At 37.2% G+C, this 16,814-nt stretch carries 15 protein-coding genes and 3 pseudogenes; 7 read left to right on the forward strand and 11 right to left on the reverse strand.

The annotated features are described in order from the left end of the window. Positions 1 to 3: 3 nt before the first annotated feature. The 10 genes from J0N78_RS14670 to pruA all read right to left on the reverse strand — a co-directional run bounded on the left by J0N78_RS14670 (position 4) and on the right by pruA (position 12,593). A complete protein-coding gene (locus J0N78_RS14670; protein ID WP_209123853.1) occupies positions 4 to 1,428 on the reverse strand; it encodes an amidase in 1,425 nt (474 codons plus the stop codon). Between the two features lie 88 nt (positions 1,429 to 1,516). Then, complete coding sequence (locus J0N78_RS14675) at positions 1,517 to 2,911, reverse strand: amidase (RefSeq protein ID WP_209123854.1); 1,395 nt, start codon at positions 2,909 to 2,911, stop codon at positions 1,517 to 1,519. Between the two features lie 12 nt (positions 2,912 to 2,923). Then, positions 2,924 to 3,781 carry a nitrilase family protein gene (locus J0N78_RS14680; protein ID WP_209123855.1) on the reverse strand — a complete coding sequence of 286 codons (858 nt, stop codon included), beginning with the start codon at positions 3,779 to 3,781 and terminating at the stop codon, positions 2,924 to 2,926. Then, entirely contained in the window at positions 3,756 to 4,754 is a 999-nt protein-coding gene (locus tag J0N78_RS14685) for an ABC transporter ATP-binding protein (RefSeq protein ID WP_209123856.1), read from the reverse strand. Before J0N78_RS14685 ends, J0N78_RS14680 begins: the two co-directional genes overlap by 26 nt. After that, positions 4,747 to 5,748, reverse strand: coding sequence for an ABC transporter ATP-binding protein (locus tag J0N78_RS14690; protein ID WP_307794947.1), 1,002 nt, complete (start codon positions 5,746 to 5,748; stop codon positions 4,747 to 4,749). Before J0N78_RS14690 ends, J0N78_RS14685 begins: the two co-directional genes overlap by 8 nt. Before the next feature lie 17 nt (positions 5,749 to 5,765). Then, positions 5,766 to 6,671, reverse strand: a complete 906-nt coding sequence (locus tag J0N78_RS14695; RefSeq protein WP_209123858.1) for an ABC transporter permease — start codon at positions 6,669 to 6,671, stop codon at positions 5,766 to 5,768. A 15-nt stretch (positions 6,672 to 6,686) separates the two neighbouring features. Next, on the reverse strand, positions 6,687 to 7,634 hold the full coding sequence (locus J0N78_RS14700) for an ABC transporter permease (protein ID WP_209123859.1): 948 nt from the start codon (positions 7,632 to 7,634) through the stop codon (positions 6,687 to 6,689). Positions 7,635 to 7,698: 64 nt separating this feature from the next. Continuing rightward, positions 7,699 to 9,306 carry an ABC transporter substrate-binding protein gene (locus tag J0N78_RS14705; RefSeq protein ID WP_209123860.1) on the reverse strand — a complete coding sequence of 536 codons (1,608 nt, stop codon included), beginning with the start codon at positions 9,304 to 9,306 and terminating at the stop codon, positions 7,699 to 7,701. Positions 9,307 to 10,019: 713 nt separating this feature from the next. Further along, on the reverse strand, positions 10,020 to 10,937 hold the full coding sequence (locus J0N78_RS14710; protein ID WP_247747331.1) for a proline dehydrogenase family protein: 918 nt from the start codon (positions 10,935 to 10,937) through the stop codon (positions 10,020 to 10,022). 108 nt (positions 10,938 to 11,045) lie between these two features. Further along, positions 11,046 to 12,593, reverse strand: a complete 1,548-nt coding sequence (gene pruA, locus J0N78_RS14715; RefSeq protein ID WP_209123861.1) for an L-glutamate gamma-semialdehyde dehydrogenase — start codon at positions 12,591 to 12,593, stop codon at positions 11,046 to 11,048. Between the two features lie 285 nt (positions 12,594 to 12,878). On the opposite strand from pruA, the gene J0N78_RS25830 reads away from it, so the two are divergent. The 5 genes and pseudogenes from J0N78_RS25830 (at position 12,879) to J0N78_RS26680 (ending at position 14,288) form a co-directional block, all read left to right on the forward strand. After that, positions 12,879 to 13,037 carry a hypothetical protein gene (locus J0N78_RS25830; RefSeq protein ID WP_247747332.1) on the forward strand — a complete coding sequence of 53 codons (159 nt, stop codon included), beginning with the start codon at positions 12,879 to 12,881 and terminating at the stop codon, positions 13,035 to 13,037. A gap of 18 nt (positions 13,038 to 13,055) precedes the next feature. Then, entirely contained in the window at positions 13,056 to 13,571 is a 516-nt protein-coding gene (locus J0N78_RS25835; RefSeq protein WP_247747333.1) for a PAS domain S-box protein, read from the forward strand. Beyond that, positions 13,571 to 13,791 (forward strand): annotated as a pseudogene (locus J0N78_RS26205) (sigma 54-interacting transcriptional regulator). Before J0N78_RS25835 ends, J0N78_RS26205 begins: the two are co-directional and overlap by 1 nt. Further along, positions 13,737 to 13,997: pseudogene (locus J0N78_RS26675) on the forward strand (sigma 54-interacting transcriptional regulator); the annotation flags it as partial. The pseudogenes J0N78_RS26205 and J0N78_RS26675, both read left to right, overlap by 55 nt. After that, positions 13,992 to 14,288 (forward strand): AAA-type ATPase lid domain-containing protein, encoded by a 297-nt coding sequence (locus J0N78_RS26680; RefSeq protein ID WP_483860601.1) that lies wholly within the window; start codon positions 13,992 to 13,994, stop codon positions 14,286 to 14,288. The pseudogene J0N78_RS26675 and the gene J0N78_RS26680, both read left to right, overlap by 6 nt. 222 nt (positions 14,289 to 14,510) lie before the next feature. On the opposite strand, the pseudogene J0N78_RS14725 reads toward J0N78_RS26680, so the two are convergent. Beyond that, positions 14,511 to 15,455 (reverse strand): annotated as a pseudogene (locus tag J0N78_RS14725) (aminotransferase-like domain-containing protein); the annotation flags it as partial. Between the two features lie 414 nt (positions 15,456 to 15,869). Here J0N78_RS14725 and J0N78_RS14730 point away from each other — a divergent pair. Together J0N78_RS14730 and J0N78_RS14735 are read left to right on the forward strand one after the other, a co-directional pair. After that, the gene (locus J0N78_RS14730; protein ID WP_209123863.1) at positions 15,870 to 16,238 is read left to right on the forward strand and encodes a DODA-type extradiol aromatic ring-opening family dioxygenase; all 369 of its coding nucleotides are present in this window, start codon (positions 15,870 to 15,872) and stop codon (positions 16,236 to 16,238) included. A 116-nt stretch (positions 16,239 to 16,354) separates the two neighbouring features. After that, positions 16,355 to 16,780, forward strand: coding sequence for a DoxX family protein (locus J0N78_RS14735; protein ID WP_209123864.1), 426 nt, complete (start codon positions 16,355 to 16,357; stop codon positions 16,778 to 16,780). Positions 16,781 to 16,814: the final 34 nt, after the last annotated feature.

The raw sequence follows: 16,814 nt of genomic DNA on the forward strand, positions 1-16,814 counted from the left end.
CTGTTAATTTGTTAATAACTCTTTTAAATTTGGCTTCCTCGTAAACTGCGGGTTGGACTTCTCAAAAGCGTAAGCGAAATTTAACACTTCTTTTTCTTGGAAAGCAGCTCCCATTATTTGCAAGCCTACTGGAAGACCGTCGCTAAACCCACATGGAATTGAGACTGCGGGAATTCCTACTAAGTTTCCTGGGCTTGTTAAACGGATTAAACTAGCTAATGCTGGATATTCTTTTCCATCAATAGTAACCATCTCATCTCCAATCGTAGGTGGCAGGGCTGGTAAAGTTGGAGATATCAACACATCTACCTGACTAAAAACCGTTGCAAATTCTTTGATCATCATCGTACGAACTTGCTGGCCTTGAAGATAATCTACAGCTGATGGGATGTTGCTAAATTTCAATAAATGTTGAACATCTGAACCATATTGATCCAGCTGATTCATAAAGTTGTTTCGGTGGATTGTCGCTGACTCTGCCATAAATGTAATGTATTCTGTATATTCTGAATATTTTAATGATGGAATTTTCACCAGTTCCACTTTCGCTCCTAGAGATTCTAGCTGCAGTATGGCAGCTTCAACAAGCTGTTTTACATTGCTGTCAACCGTATTGAAAAAGTAATCTTCCTCAATTCCAATGACTTTTCCCTTAATGTCACCCGTTAAGGAAGAAGCATAGTTTTCAACTGGCTTATCAATTGTAGTAGGATCTTTTTCATCATACCCAGCAATATATTCTAGCAATACAGCAGTGTCTTCCACTGTTTTTGTCATAGGACCGATATGATCTAACGACCAAGATAACAGGAAGCATCCATATTTGCTCACTCGTCCATGTGTAGGCTTTAACCCAACAATTCCGCATGCTGAAGCAGGAATTCGAACAGAACCAGCCGTATCTGTACCAAGAGATGCAATCGTTAAATCTGCTGCGACTACGGCGGCAGAGCCCCCACTAGACCCTCCAGGAATTTTTTCGATATTCCATGGGTTCCGACAAGGTCCATAATGGGGATTGTTGTTTGTAGGTCCGTATGCATATTCATGCAAATTAAGTTTTCCAGTAAATGTTATTCCTGCCTTTTTTAACTTTGATACGACAGTAGCATCCTCGCTAGAAATAAAACTTTGATGAATTTTTGAACCGAATGTAACTCGCTCGTTTTCAAAGTGAAGGATATCTTTAAGCGCTAGTGGAATTCCGTGCAAGGTTCCTTTGTAAATTCCTTGGCTGATTTCAGCTTCTGCTTGCTTAGCTGCTTTTAATGCTTTTTCCTCATCAATACTAATAAAAGCATTAATTTGAGCATTGTAATCCTTAGCCTGGTTTAATACTGATTTTGTTATATCAACTGGTGAGATTTCTTTAGATTTGATCAAGGGGGCTAATTCAGCAATCGTTTTCTGGAAAAGCGGTTGTTCCATTCCATCATTCCTTCCATTATTTCTAAAGAAAACCTGTTTCACTTTTAATCATTTCCTTAGATTGATAGGTTAATATAGAAATGTTAGATTAAATTAATACTTTATTTAGGTTAGGTTTTTTCCCTTGAAGCGGATTGGTTTTTTCAAACGCATAAGCAATGTTTAAAATCAAAGTTTCACTAAATCCCGGCCCAATTATTTGCATACCAACTGGAAGCCCTTCGCTAAACCCGCAAGGAACCGAAATTGCAGGTAAACCTGTCAAATTAGCAGGAGCCATTAAACGAACAGATTCTCCAACGACATTATCATCTCCGATTTTTGGAGCTGTAAACGGAAGCTGTGGAGAAACTAGTACATCTACTTTTTCAAATACGCTCGAAAACTCTCGTTTCATGATCGTTCTAATTTGTTGAGCTTGTAAGTAATCTACTGCAGAAGGTACTTCCCCTAGTTTCAAAAGGCACTGGACATCTGCACCAAAATCTTCTGGACGCATCTTAATATTCTTTTGATGAATGGTTGTTGCTTCGGTAATAATGGTGGTCATTTCAGCAAAGACGGTATATTGTAAGGAAGGTAATTTGACAATTTCGATCTTCGCACCAAGTTGTTCTAATTTTTTAATGCCTTCTCTGACAACATTCTCTACACCACTTTCTATATTATTAAAAAAGTAATCTTCTTCGATTCCAATTACTTTTCCTTTGATATCTCCAGTTAACCATTTGGAGTATTCAATCGAGTGTGTATACTGAGTTGTAATATCCTTGTCGTCTTGACCAGCAATATACTCTAGCATTATTGCGTTATCTTCGACTGTTTTGGTCATCGGTCCAATATGATCTAATGACCATGCTAGAGGAAAGCAACCATATTTGCTCACAAGACCATGAGTTGGTTTTAATCCAACAATTCCACATAGAGCAGCAGGCCCTCGGACAGAACCACCAGTATCCGTTCCTAACGAACCAATCGTCATATCTGCAATGACAGCAGCTCCTGATCCACCGCTAGATCCTCCTGGAATTCTTTCAAGGTCCCAAGGATTTCTGCACGGTCCAAAATGAGGATTATTCGTTGTCCCTCCCCATGCGTATTCATGCATATTCAGCTTTCCAGTGAAAATAGCGCCTGCCTCTTTTAATTTAGAGACAACTGTCGCATCTTCTGTTGATCGGAAGTTTTGATGAATTTTAGAACCTATTGACGTTTTTTCATCTTTAAAATAAAGAATATCTTTGAGGGCAAGAGGGATCCCATGCAGTTTCCCTCGGTATCCTCCTTGACTAATTTCATCCTCAGCAATCCTAGCTGTCGCTAATGCATTTTCTTCGGTGATGTCAACATAGGCATTAATTTGGGGATTATACTTTTTGGCCTGGCTTAAAACGGATTGGGTCAACTCAACAGGTGATATCATTTTGTTTTGTACTAAGGGGGCTAACTTAGAGATACTCATACGAAACAATTGATCATCCATTTCTTAGTCTCCTTAATTATTAATTTTTTCTACCACTTGATAGATTTCTTCTCGTCGATCACCCATAATAGAATTTAACTTTGTTTTCGATTTTCCGCATTGTGCTTTTGATAAGTCACAAGTAGCCAGCAACAACTCTTCTTTATCAACGCTTGCAGGGCCAGAAACACACCAGCCATCAGAATCCACGATCACACTGCTACCTATGAAAGGTTGCCCTCGCTCAACGCCGACTCGATCTGCACAGGCAACAAAGACACTGTTCATATGCGCATTGGCTTGCGCTACATGAACCGCCATTCGTTTTTCTTCATTTGGTTGGTTAGCCATTGGAACCCAATTGGTTGCTACACAGACTAAATCAACACCTTGTTTAGCATAGACACGAAAAGCTTCTGGGAACCAAATGTCATAGCACACTAGAATTCCAATCTTACCGTATTTCGTCTCAAACACAGGAAAACCTAAATCCCCTTCCTCAAAATAAAGCTTTTCTTCATTCCAGAGGTGATTTTTCCTATACGTCCCTATATAGCCTTCAGGTCCAATAAGAACAGCTGAGTTATAAAGCTTATCACCTTCTTTTTCATGAATCCCAGCTACAATATATACATCGTTTTGTTTGGCAGCATGAAGCCATGATTGAATAGTAGATCCATTCGGGATCTCTTCTGCAAGCGATAGAGCTTCCATCCGACTCTTAAATACATAACCAGAATTACATAATTCAGGAAGAACAATAATATTTGCCCCTTTATTACTTGCTTGATTGATAAGTTCAATTGTTTTTCTCGTATTTCCTGAGATATCCCCAAATACTGGCTCCATCTGTATGCAAGCAATATTAACTAAGTTTTCTTTGTGGTTCATCTTGGAATTCAACTCCCTCTTCTGTAGGTGGGTTATAACATGCATACTGATGACCACCTTCAAGGTGTACAACTTCTGGATGTGCCTCATAACAAACTTCTGTGGCATAGGCGCATTTTTCAGAAAAAACACATCCTCCTCCTCTCCCAGTAGTTTCATTAACATTATCTAACAACGGCTTTTTATCTAAAGATAAAACAGAGTCAAGTAACATTCTTGAAACGGGATGGTAGGGAGTTTGATATAACGTGTCACTATCTGCTAACTCTACTAACCTTCCTTTATACAATACAGCTACACGGTCACAGAAAAATTTAATGATACTTAAGTTGTGTCCTATAAATAAGTAGGTCAAGTTAAACTCCTCTTGAAGATCAAGTAATAGATTAAGAATTTGAGCTTGGATAGACACGTCTAGTGCTGAAGTCGGTTCATCTAAAACTAAAAACTCGGGTTTCAATGCTAGTGCTCTGGCAATGCCGATCCTTTGTCTTTGCCCCCCTGAAAACTCATGTGGATACCTGACAAAATGCTCTTCTTTTAAACCCACTTTTACTAATAATTTAAGAACTTCTTCCTCAGCCTCCTTTCTCTTATTAGCAACTCCCAATCGTAACATTGGATTTACGATTTGCTCGCCAATTGTTTTTCTAGGATTGAATGAAGAAGCACTGTCCTGAAAAATGATTTGCATTTTTCGATAATATTCTTTCATTTCCTTATGAGAAAGGTTGGTAATGTCTTTCCCGTCATAAATAATCTTACCTGAAGAAGGTTCTAATAATCTTAAAACCATTCTCCCAATCGTCGATTTACCTGAACCCGATTCACCAATTAAACCAATAATTTCACCTTTTTTGATCGTCAAGTCAATTCCATTTACAGCCTTAAATGTCTTAGAGTTTTTTTTAAAGAAACCATTTCCTAATGTGAATTCCTTTTCTAAGCCCTGAACTTCTAATAAGTTATGCATAAGCTTCCTCCTCATTAAAGCAACGCACTAAATGACCATTCTCTTTAATGCTTACTTTAGGAAATTTATTTTGACACTCACTTGTTGCCTCATTACATCGACTGTAAAAACTGCAACCAGTAGGAAGATTCAATAAATCAGGTGGCGATCCACCTATCTGTTGTAGACGTTTCTTCTTCCATGTCGTATTAGTTTCCCGTGCGTCTAAAGACGTCTCAGGCATAGCATTCATTAAACCTTTTGTATATGGATGCTTTGGTTTTGAGAGAATTTCTTGCGTCTTTCCATATTCAACAATACGCCCAGCATACATAACGGATACATAATCACAAAGGTTGGCTACAACTCCAAAATCATGTGTGATAAATAAAATACTAGTGTTCAATTCTTTGTTGATCTTTTTTAATAAGGCTAGTATCTGCATTTGAATGGTGGCATCCAATGCGGTTGTTGGTTCATCTGCAATTAATAATTTAGGTTTACAACTTAATGCCATTGCAATCATTGCCCTTTGACGCATTCCACCACTTAAAGCATGTGGAAATGAGTTTAACACTCGGTCGGGATCATGAATGCCAACCAAATCCAGTAAATTATTTGCTTCTTCAAGTGCTGCCTTTTTTGATAGTCCCTGTCTATATCGAATAATTTCTAGCATTTGATTTCCAACTGTAAAAGAGGGATCCATCGCTGTTAAAGGATTTTGGAAAATCATTGCAATATCATTGCCTCGAATTTTGCGATATTCTTTTTCTGTTTTCTCGACTAAATTAATACCTTCATAATTAATTGAACCATTGGCAATTTTTCCATTCGGTTTAGGAATAAGACCTAAAATCGATAGACCTGTAATACTTTTCCCTGAACCTGACTCTCCTACAAGAGCCATAATTTCACCAGCTTTAATCTTTAAATCTACACCATTCACTGCTCTTACTAAGCCATTTGGAGTAGAGAATTGGACTTCTAAATTTTTAATTTCAAGTAAAGTCATAATCATCTCTCCTCTCATTATTGTGTACGTTTAAATGGATCTAAAGCATCTCGCAACCCATCACCTAACCAGTTAAAAGCCGTTGCAACAATTAAAATAACAAGCCCTGGGATTGTCGCCACATGAGGAGCACCTTGCGTTAAGACGGATAATCCCCCTGCTGTCATCCTCCCCCAATCTGCATCAGGTGGTTGAATCCCTAGTCCAAGGAAACTTAACCCTGCCGCAAAAACGATCATAACGCCTGTTAACGTTGTTGCGTAAACAATCAAGTCAGAAACAACATTTGGTAAGATTTCTTTAAATAAAATCTCAAATTTATTAGCCCCTAAAGCTCTAGCTGCCTCAACATACTCTTTTGTTTTTTCTGTTACTGTCGATGTGTAAACGACTCTTGTCATGTAAGGTAATAAAACAAGACAGATCGAAAGCATAATCGCAGTCATCCCAGAGCCAACAATCGCAGCAATTGCTACTGCTAATAAAACCATTGGAAATGCAAACAAAACATCAAGTAATCGCATGATGATTTCACCAAGGCGTTGGAAATATCCAGCAACTAACCCAAGAGATAGACTCACCGCAAACATGAACAAAATCGGAACAATAGCAGAAACTAATGAAAGTCTTCCTCCCCAAATGAGCCGACTCAGTATATCTCTTCCTTGATCATCTAACCCTAAAATATGGCCAGCTGTCCCGATTCCCATTAATCGTTTCGATCCATCCGTTACGTTTGGATCATAAGGGGCAATAATAGGTGCTAGGATCGAAGCGATTATTGCAATTGCGATAATAATAGCACCTGTAATCGCTAGCTTATCTTTTTTGAATACTCGAATCGATTGTTTAAATGCATTGCTCCCTAAAAAAATTTGCGTATTTGTTACAGGCTGCTTATCAATAGTTAAATTTTTTGACATCTCCTTTTTACCCTCCTAGTTTTTTAACCTTGGATTTAATGACGTTACGATGAGGTCATTTATCAAGTTCAATACTACGAAACTGATGGCAATAAATAAAACACCCGCTTGAATCATCGGAACATCTTGAGCGTTAATAGAAGTATATAATTGACTTCCAATTCCTGGCCAAGAGAAAACAACTTCTACGAATAAAGCTCCGCCAAGCAAATACCCAATTTGTAATCCAGACATGTTTAATAGTGGCGGAAGGATATTTCTAAATACATGTTTACCGATAATTTTAGATTCTGGTATCCCATTGGCACGGAACGTTTTAATATAATCCGCATTTAACACCTCAATAATGCTACTACGCGTTAACCTAGCAATAACTGCTAATGATACTGTTGCTGTCGCAAAGGCTGGTAAAATAATATGTTGCAGTAAACCTCCAAAACTAGGACCAGTTCTCATATTATACATTCCAGATGACGGTAACCAACCTAATTGAATGGAAAAGAACCACATGATCACAATCGCTAACCAGAAAACAGGAGTGTTAGCTCCAAACTGAGCTAAAAACATAATAAAACGATCAAAGAAAGTGTACTTTCTTAGCGCAGCAACTAACCCAATAAGGACGCCACCCAAAAGGCAAATAATAAGTGCTCCTGCAGTTAAAATTAATGTATTAATTAATTTTGGAAATAAAAAGTCTCCCACTGGAATCCGCATTGCGATCGAAGTTCCTAAATCTCCTTGAAGAACGTCCAGTAACCATATTCCGTATTGAACGAAAAATGGTTGATCTAATCCAAGTTCAGCACTTAATTCAAGTACCGCTTTTTCTGTTGCCGCTTGACCGAGGATAATTCTAGCAGGATCGCCTGGAATCAAGTACACCATCAAAAACACTAAGAATGAAACACCTAATAGGATGGGAATGATAGATAATATTCTTTTCAATAAATAAACAAGCATACATATCCTCCTATCTTGTTAGAATGTAGGTTGCTAGTATAATATCTAGCAACCTACTTTCGTTTTAGTTTATTGTCACATCAATTAGGTCGTACCACTCTTCATTTGGTGCAACAAATCCTTCAACATAATCAGCCATTAAATATGGTGCTGTATCATTAACAATTGGAGCAAAAGCAGCATCATCAGCTAAAATTTGATTCGCTTGTTTCCAGTATTCATCTGCTTCATCTGGGTCGACTTCTGTTATTGCTTTCTCAACGAGCTCATCGAATTCTGGATTATAGTAGTTACCTGCATTTCCTATCCCATTCTCAGTACCGATGATTGAAAGGAAATATGGTGTTGACATGCCCCATGACATTTGATTAAAGCCCACCTCTGGCTCCATTGTGGTCCAAAATCCTAAATACGTAATCCATTCGTAAGTGTCCAAAGTAACATTGATGCCCACTTTTGCTAAATCTGCTTGAATCCATTCAGCCATTGGCACTGGAATAAGCTGACCTGAACCATCGATAGACGTTTGGAACGTAACATCAAATCCGTCACCATATCCAGCTTCTTCTAATAACTCTTTTGCCTTTTCAGGATTATACTCATAATCAATAAAATCAGGATCATATGCTGAATTCGCAGGTGCCTGCGCACTTGTTGAAGGGGTTGCAGTCCCTCTTAATAAATCCTTTGCCATCCCTTCTCTATCGATCGCCATGATAATTGCCTGTCTAACCCTTAAATCTGATATTGCAGGATGGTCAAAGTTAAAGTTCAAATACCATGAATGTGGCGGTGCAGATTGCTCAAGCTTAAATCCGCTATCCACTAAACGCTCAACACTATCTGGTGTTGGAACAGCGATTATATCCACCTCACCAGACTCTAAAGCTAACACACGAGCTGATCCATCTGGAATTGGTCTAAAAATTACCCCACTAAGCTTAGGTTTTTCACCCCAATAATCTTCATTACGAACGAGTTCAATTCTTTGTCCTCTTTCACGAGATTCGAATTTAAATGGTCCTGTACCAACTGGATTTTCAGCGTACTGGTCATTACCAACTTCCATCAGAGCTGTTGGACTTAAAATACCAGTCGATCCCATTCCACCTTGTGTTAACAAGCTTAGGAATGCTGAAAAAGGTTCATCAAATTCAAATACAAAAGTGTATTCATCTTCAACACGAATATCCTTTACTCTTTCATACACTAGACTTAAATTCCCAGCGCTTTTTGCATCGTAGTATTCAAAGCTTGGGTCCCACGCTCTACGAACGTTGAATTCAACGGCTTCTGCATTAAAATCAGTTCCATCGTGGAATTTAACACCTTCTCTTAAATGGAATGTGTATGTTAAACCATCCTCTGAAATATCCCATGATTCTGCTAAGCCTGGCTTTATTGGAGGGTACATTGCATTTGGATCTGATAAATCTCCTGTTACAAGTGACTCATGAATTTGTCTGTTAATTCTGAATGTTACCCATCCTCCTGCACGATGTGGATCCAATACATCAGCTTCAGATTCAATACCAATGATTAACGTTCCACCATCTCCTCCACCTTCAGCTCCTTCTTCACTAGGGGTATTTGATTGTGTCCCTTCAGATGAACAGGCAGCAACTAAAGTTAATGCAATAAGTGTAAACAACGACAACAGAGTTTTCTTCAATTCATTCAACCCCTTTTTTAATTTGAATTATGTTTTCTATGTATTTACCTCCTTTTCTGTTTTCATAATAGTCACAAAATTGAGAGTTGTCTAAAAAAATGTAACATTTTATTACATATTATTTAAAAATAGGATTTTCATCAGGGTGTTTTTGTATATTTTTGAAAACGCATACAAGATTTGGTTTTTATTAATTAATCATTAATCGAATTTTATGTTGTTATATAGGATTTTTATAAAAAATTATATAGAAATGTAAATATTTAAACTCAATAACTTCTTTTTTGATATTACTATTTTAGGATAATAATATTACTTAAAAATACAGGCACTATCCTATATTCTGATAGCACCTGTATAAAGACCATATTCCCTCTAGAATAGCATTTAAAAACCTAAACACATATTTGTAATACAGACAATTTTTTACACTATTTTAAAAAGATAAAAAAACTATTAGATTAAATCAAAACAATCTTTAATACGAGGAAAATTCTAAAGAAAACTGTAAATTTTATTTTAGCGTTTACAAAAACCACAGCATGAATAATTAAAAAGTGTTTTTCATGTAGTTTTTATGATCCTAATTTAAGATGTAAGACCCTGAATTCTTAATTTATAATCCAAACAACCTTCAAAGATGAAAAAAAGGTCAATCAGAGTTAAATGACTGATGACCTTTAATTTCTTACTCTAAAAATAGAATGAATTTTTTACTTCGAAATTAATCCTCTTAATGCAAAGCTCACATTTTGCGGACGTTCTGCCATTCTTCTCATAAAATAGCCAAACCAGTCTTGTCCAAATGGGACATAAACGCGTGTTGTATACCCTTCTTTTACTAACTCTAGTTGCAAGTTAGTACGAAATCCGTAAAGCATTTGAAATTCAACTTGACTTTTCGGGATATTATTTTCTTTCGTAAATTTTTTAACTTCATCAATAATTTGATGGTCATGTGTTGCGATCGCTGTGTAGCTGCCACTTTGTAAATGTTTTTTAATAATATTTAAATAGTTTTCATCTACTTGTTTCTTTTCTTGATACGCTACCTCTGCAGACTCTTTATAAGCACCTTTAACAAGTCTTAACGAAACACCTTGTAAATCAACAATGTCTTGTTCAGCCCTAAACAAATATGCTTGAATGACCGTTCCGACATTATCAAATTCTAGCCGTAACTTAGCCAAAATATCTAACGTTTGTTGACAGTGTGCGTAATCCTCCATATCTATACGAACAAAATTGTTATAGTCTTTCGCTGTTTGAACGATGCACCGCATATTTTCTAAGCAAAATTCGTCACTAATGTCTAAACCTAGTTGGGTCATTTTTAATGACAGGTTACATTTTACTCCACATGCTGCGATCGCTTCTAACGTTTTAATGCAATAATCTGTTGCTTCTAGCGCCTCCTCCTTACTCTCAACAAATTCGCCAAGGTGATCTAATGTACATGCAAGTCCTTTGGCATTTAACTCTTTCACTTTCTTGATGGCGCTTTCGATATTTTGTCCTGCGACTACTTGAGATGCACCGAATTTTAAGCCCCACTGTTTTGCAGCATTATTCATCGCCTTATTTTTCGAAAGATACATAAAGAATAATTTCATAGGTTGGTCTAATACCATATTTACCCCTCCGTAAATGAACTCATCACCTATTAACTAAACATTCTTTTATAATTTCAGTTTGGTAGACAGCAGTGAAATGATGCTACCATTCCACTGCTATTACGATTAATACATTTCAGATACGGTCTTTGCTTGCATATGCAGAACTAAATAGTCTGGACCGCCTGCTTTTGAATCGGTTCCTGACATTTTAAAACCACCAAACGGATGATATCCAACGATCGCACCAGTGCAATTACGGTTGAAATATAAGTTACCAACATGAAAATCACGTTTTGCTTTTTCGATATGCTCCCGATTTTTTGTAATGACTGCACCTGTTAAGCCATATTCCGTGTTATTGGCTATTTCAATGGCTTGGTCGAAGTTTTTCGCTTTTGAAAGAGCAACGACGGGGCCAAAAATTTCTTCTTGCATAATACGAGCTTGTGGATCTAAGTCAGCAAATACTGTTGGTTGGATGAAGTATCCTTTCGAAGCGTCACCTGTACCTCCAGCTACAAGGCGTCCTTCTTCCTTCCCAATTTCAATATAGCCCATAATTTTTTTGAAAGATGCCTCATCAATGACAGGACCCATATAATTATTGTTTGACGTCGGGTCACCTACTGTTAAATTTTTTGTTAACTTTACAACTTTCGTTAAAACTTCATCATAAACGTCCTCATGAATAACTGCACGAGACCCCGCTGAACACTTTTGTCCAGAGAAACCGAATGCTGATACGACGATCGATTCTGCAGCTAAATCAAGGTCTGCGTCTTTATCAACAACGACTGTATCCTTTCCGCCCATTTCTACTATGACACGTTTTAAATGGTTTTGACCTGGATGGACAACTGCTGCACGCTCATATAATCTTGTGCCTACTTCACGTGAACCTGTGAAAGTAATTAATGCTGTTTTCGGATGGTCAACTAAGTAGTCCCCAACTTCAGCACCGCTTCCAGGAATGAAGTTAACAACTCCTTTTGGTAGCCCTGCTTCTTCTAAAACCTCTACGAACTTCGCAGCAACAACTGGTGTTGTACTCGCAGGCTTTAATAAAACAGTATTACCAGTCACAATCGGTGCTACCGTAGTTCCTGCCATGATCGCAAACGCAAAGTTCCAAGGCGAAATTACAACGGTTACGCCCATCGGAGTATAGAAATAGCGATTGTGCTCTCCTTTACGGCTATTTACCGGTTTCCCGTCTTTTATTGTAATCATTTGACGAGCATAGTACTCCATAAAATCAATCGCTTCAGCTGTATCCGCATCGGCTTCCTTCCATGGTTTCCCGGCCTCTTTTACAAGATAAGCAGAAAACTCATGTTTACGACGACGAACAATCGCAGCTGCACGGACTAAAATATTGGCACGCTCTTCTGGGGATGTTTTTCTCCACGACTCAAATGTCTCATAAGCAGCATTCACCGCTTGCTCTGCAATATCTTTGTTTGCTTTTGAAACGATTCCAATGATCTCTTCTTTATTTGCTGGGTTATAGGATGTAATTTTTTGTTCTGTTGAGATGCGTTCTCCACCAACCACAAGATCATAGGACTTCCCTAATTGTCCTTCTACGTACTCAAGCGCTACTTCAAACGCTTTTTTATTTTCTTCAATTGTAAAATCAGTAAATGGCTCATGCTTATATGTTGGTAACAATTAAATCACTCCTAAGAAGAATTTTTATATGGGTATGAACATTCTGTTGGTTCAAGAACAACTGAACGAGTGAAAGGTCTATCTTTTCACCTCACTTGTTTTATTGCAATCACTGTGCCAACTTTGAAGCAGCCAAAAAATGAACTAAAATCAATATTGGGATAGATATATCGCAAAAATAAATATACAATTATGTAAAAATCGTCTAAATGTTTTACAATTATGTCTAATTTGTTGTAAACGGATACACTATTGTTATACGAGTCATTTCGGGAGGGGTTTGTGATGAGTTTTGATATCCCTTTGTCTTCACTAGCATTGCCTTTAGAAAACCGTACTGCTCATACAAGTATGATGCGTTATTCAGATCGAACGATGCTATCTGAGATTACTAGCATACTAGAAAATGATAAAGGGGAAATCGTCGGCTGGATTCCATATTAACAGATAGTGAACGAAATGTTGAAGCAGTGGAAGTTACTATTAACCTACTACAATACATTACTTCATTCAGTCGATGATGCAATTACAGTTGTAGATGAGAACGGTGTAATTCGCTCTTGGAATCAAAAAGCCGAAGAAATGTATGGGTTAACTGTTGCGGACGTCCAAGGAAAATCGATAACGACGTTTTTTGAAACGGAGTCCGTTGTTCTCATGTCAACGATTCATGACAGAAAAGGGGTTATAAAAAAATACAACCAACCGAAGCCTGACGTTCATGTCTTAATTAACATGTCTCCTATTCTAGTAGATGATGAGGTTGTTGGCGGCATATCGGTGGAGCGAAATATTACTGACATTGTTAAATTGAATGACGAATTATCTTCAACTGCTGCATCACTGCATGAATTGGAACGAAATGTGCAAAACGAACAGTCTTTGTCCCCGTTTAATAAAATCAAAGGAAGAAGCACTGTACTACAAGATGCACTTCACCTCGTCGAAAAAGTGTCAAAACCGATGCGACTGTATTAATTACAGGAGAAAGCGGCGTCGGGAAGGAATTGTTCGCAGAAGCGATTCATAAATCGAGTCACCGGGCAGCCGCCCTTTCGTTGCGATTAACTGCGGGGCCATATCGACCGCATTAATTGAAAGTGATCTCTTTGGATATGATCAAGGCGCTTTTACTGGGGCAGTAAAGGAGGAAAAAAAGGAAAATTTAATGCGGCTAGGGGTGGAACGGTCTTTTTAGACGAAATCGGGGAAATACCGTTAGAAGTTCAAGTGAAGCTACTTCGTGTATTGCAGGAAAAGCAATATTACCGAGTCGGTGGTACCGAACCAATTCCTACAGATGTTCGAATTATCGCTGCAACACATCGTGATTTAGATAGGATGATAGAGGATGGTCGGTTTCGCGAAGATTTATTTTATCGTCTGAACGTCATCTCAATAGCGGTTCCCCCACTAAGAGAACGGAAAGAAGACATCCCAGAACTCGTTCAATTATTTTTACAAGAATTTTCTATTAAATATAAAACGCCAATTCCAGAAAACGATCCAGAAGTCATGTATTTGTTTCTCCAGCACTCTTGGCAAGGAAATGTTCGCCAACTTAGAAATATTATTGAAAGGTTAATCATTTTAGTTGATGAGAAAGAACGAATTGAACCAAATCATTTACCGCAAAATTTTGTCAAACACCCAAGCCTAACTAATGATAGCATTACTTCTCTAGTGATATTTTGAACAGTCCCCATTGCTTTAACCAAACCCTTCTTCAGTTTAGTATCCCATATCTTCATCCGAAGGTTCAATCTACTTGCTAGCCTAATCTTGTATCCCTCTAATAAGTTGTAGGCTAAGACAAACTAGTATACTTTATTTAAGCTACCTTTACTCTATCCTTACTCTTTCTTAAGATAACCTTCCAATTGACTAAAAATATTCCGAAAAAAATAAAAAAACCTCCACATTTCCGTTTGAATCCATTGATTTAAGAGTGGGGTTCACCTTTCCATTATAAGCAGTTAAACTATAGGGGTCATCCTCTATAATCGGGATTCCAAATTTAGCTGATAACTCAAGAAGGTATTTTCTTCTATTTTCGCTGAGAACCGTACCAGTTGGATTTTGGTAATCTGGATTAACGAAGACCATTCGAATCCGATGTTTACGAAGGACATCTATTAAATCCTCTGGATCTATACCCTTTTCATCAACTGGTAAATGATAAATTTTTAATCCTGCTGAATGAAATAAAGGTAAAGAATAACAGTAGGATGGATCTTCAATTGCAACTGAATCTCCAGGCTTGAGTAAACCTTGGACAATAAGATGTAGCGCTTGCTGAGCCCCTGATGTGATCAGAATTGATGACGGACTCGTGTCAATATTTTTATATTTTTTTACATGCAGTGCTATTGTACTTCTTAAAAATTCGTTTCCTTGGGGGTGATCATAACCCAAATGTTCCCTAAAAGAAACCGAAGTTATTATTTGTTGCAGTTTTTCTGCTGGGAACAAATCAGAAGATAATTCCCCACTAACTAAATTAATAATGTCATTTTCCTGAGTTTGTTGACGAAGTCGCTGGACAATAGGAAAATTCGGGAGAAATGAACCATCTTCAACATACTTGTTCCAATTAGGAATTCTTTTATTAAGTAAGCCCCAAATATCTCCACTAACCTTTGTTCCACTACCTTTTACTCTATCCACTAATCCAATTGATTGAAGCTCATCATAGGCTGCAACAATTGTACTGCGATTAACCGAAAGCCTCTTAGCTAATTCTCTTTCAGATGGTAAAACACTATTAGGCGAATAATTCCCTAAAGAAATTTCACCTTCAATATATTCCGCAATTTGTTTATAGATTGGCTTTTTTTCATTCCGATTTGGAGTCCAATTCATGGAATCATTCCTAACATATTTCAAATATCTACTTGTTAGTTAAAAACATAATTTCAATAATTATAATATTATTAAGTATTAATTCAAATTTTTTCTTCTAAAGCTTTATGTTCCAGCGCTATTATAACATAGAGATACTATTTTTTAGTTTATTGTCAAAAGTGAACCACATAATGTCTCAACAAAAGGAACATCTTCCCTTTTCAGTTAGTCTTTACAGAAAATAAGGAAAATGCCAATTAGGCATTCTCCCATTTTTTAAACACACGATCGATAACTATCCCTTCTTCTTTTAAAAGCGGCTTGACAATCTGCACTATACATTATATATTTAATTACGAAAAGTAACTGGTTACTAAAAGTAACTTATTGATTAATAATAAGTTTAATTAAACCCTAGGAGGTGGAGATATAATGTCTTATTTTATTAGTCATGGTGCGCCAACACTTGCGATAGAGAACAATGATTACACTCAATTTCTGCAAAAGCTAGGGCAAGAAATTGGAAAACCTAAAGCCATTGTCCTTTTTACCGCTCATTGGGAAAACGATGTTGCTACGATCTCGTCTATAGATAACACCTATGAGACGATTTATGATTTTGGTGGGTTCTCCGAGGAACTGTATGCCATCAAATATCCAGCAAAAGGCTCAACAGAAGTCGCTTCACAGCTTCAAGAAATGTTAAAAGTAAACGGGATTGCTAGTCAATTAGACACGAAAAGAGGCTTGGAAGAGCTGGAGAAAAAACACCAAAATTGTTATATCGTGGCTACGAATTAGGGACAATTAGCCATATATGTTTTGAATTTTAAGGAAGCTACTTGAGTAGCTCTTTATTTTAACTATTTGGTTTCTTTTTGTAAGTAATTTATTAAATATAATGGAGGTTGTAAAAAATGGAAAAGAAATATGAGTGGAGTTTATTGATTTTACGTGTAGTGTTAGGGTTAAGCTTTTTTGTTCATGGGCTTGATAAGTTTCAAAGTGGGATTGGCAATATCGCAGGTTGGTTTGGTAGTATTGGTCTTCCTGAATTTTTAGCTTATGTTGTAGCAACGATTGAATTAGTCGGTGGTATCGCTCTTATCCTTGGACTAGGTACACGGGTGATTGCTAGTTTATTTGCTTTACTAATGCTAGGAGCTTTTATTACAGTAAAACTACCGATTGGATTTTTAGGAAATGGTCAAATGGCTGGCTATGAACTTGATTTGGCTTTCTTCACTATGTCCGTTGCACTGATCCTTAGTGGTAGTCACTTATATGCTTTAGATCAAAAAATATTTACAAACAATAAGAAAGATAATAGCCATGTAGCATAACGTAAGTCCAGGCGCCTTTACTATTTTAAAGTAG

This window comes from Alkalihalobacillus sp. BA299, from assembly GCF_017745675.1.
In the GTDB taxonomy this organism is placed as follows: domain Bacteria; phylum Bacillota; class Bacilli; order Bacillales; family Bacillaceae_F; genus Alkalihalobacterium.

Bases quoted from the DNA above. Each gene is read 5' to 3' on its own strand.
- J0N78_RS14670 (WP_209123853.1), bottom strand. From the start codon at position 1,428: ATGGAACAACCGCTTTTCCAGAAAACGATTGCTGAATTAGCCCCCTTG.
- J0N78_RS14675 (WP_209123854.1), bottom strand. From the start codon at position 2,911: ATGGATGATCAATTGTTTCGTATGAGTATCTCTAAGTTAGCCCCCTTA.
- J0N78_RS14680 (WP_209123855.1), bottom strand. From the start codon at position 3,781: ATGAACCACAAAGAAAACTTAGTTAATATTGCTTGCATACAGATGGAG.
- J0N78_RS14685 (WP_209123856.1), bottom strand. From the start codon at position 4,754: ATGCATAACTTATTAGAAGTTCAGGGCTTAGAAAAGGAATTCACATTA.
- J0N78_RS14690 (WP_307794947.1), bottom strand. From the start codon at position 5,748: ATGACTTTACTTGAAATTAAAAATTTAGAAGTCCAATTCTCTACTCCA.
- J0N78_RS14695 (WP_209123858.1), bottom strand. From the start codon at position 6,671: ATGTCAAAAAATTTAACTATTGATAAGCAGCCTGTAACAAATACGCAA.
- J0N78_RS14700 (WP_209123859.1), bottom strand. From the start codon at position 7,634: ATGCTTGTTTATTTATTGAAAAGAATATTATCTATCATTCCCATCCTA.
- J0N78_RS14710 (WP_247747331.1), bottom strand. From the start codon at position 10,937: ATGGTATTAGACCAACCTATGAAATTATTCTTTATGTATCTTTCGAAA.
- J0N78_RS25830 (WP_247747332.1), top strand. From the start codon at position 12,879: ATGAGTTTTGATATCCCTTTGTCTTCACTAGCATTGCCTTTAGAAAAC.
- J0N78_RS14730 (WP_209123863.1), top strand. From the start codon at position 15,870: ATGTCTTATTTTATTAGTCATGGTGCGCCAACACTTGCGATAGAGAAC.
- J0N78_RS14735 (WP_209123864.1), top strand. From the start codon at position 16,355: ATGGAAAAGAAATATGAGTGGAGTTTATTGATTTTACGTGTAGTGTTA.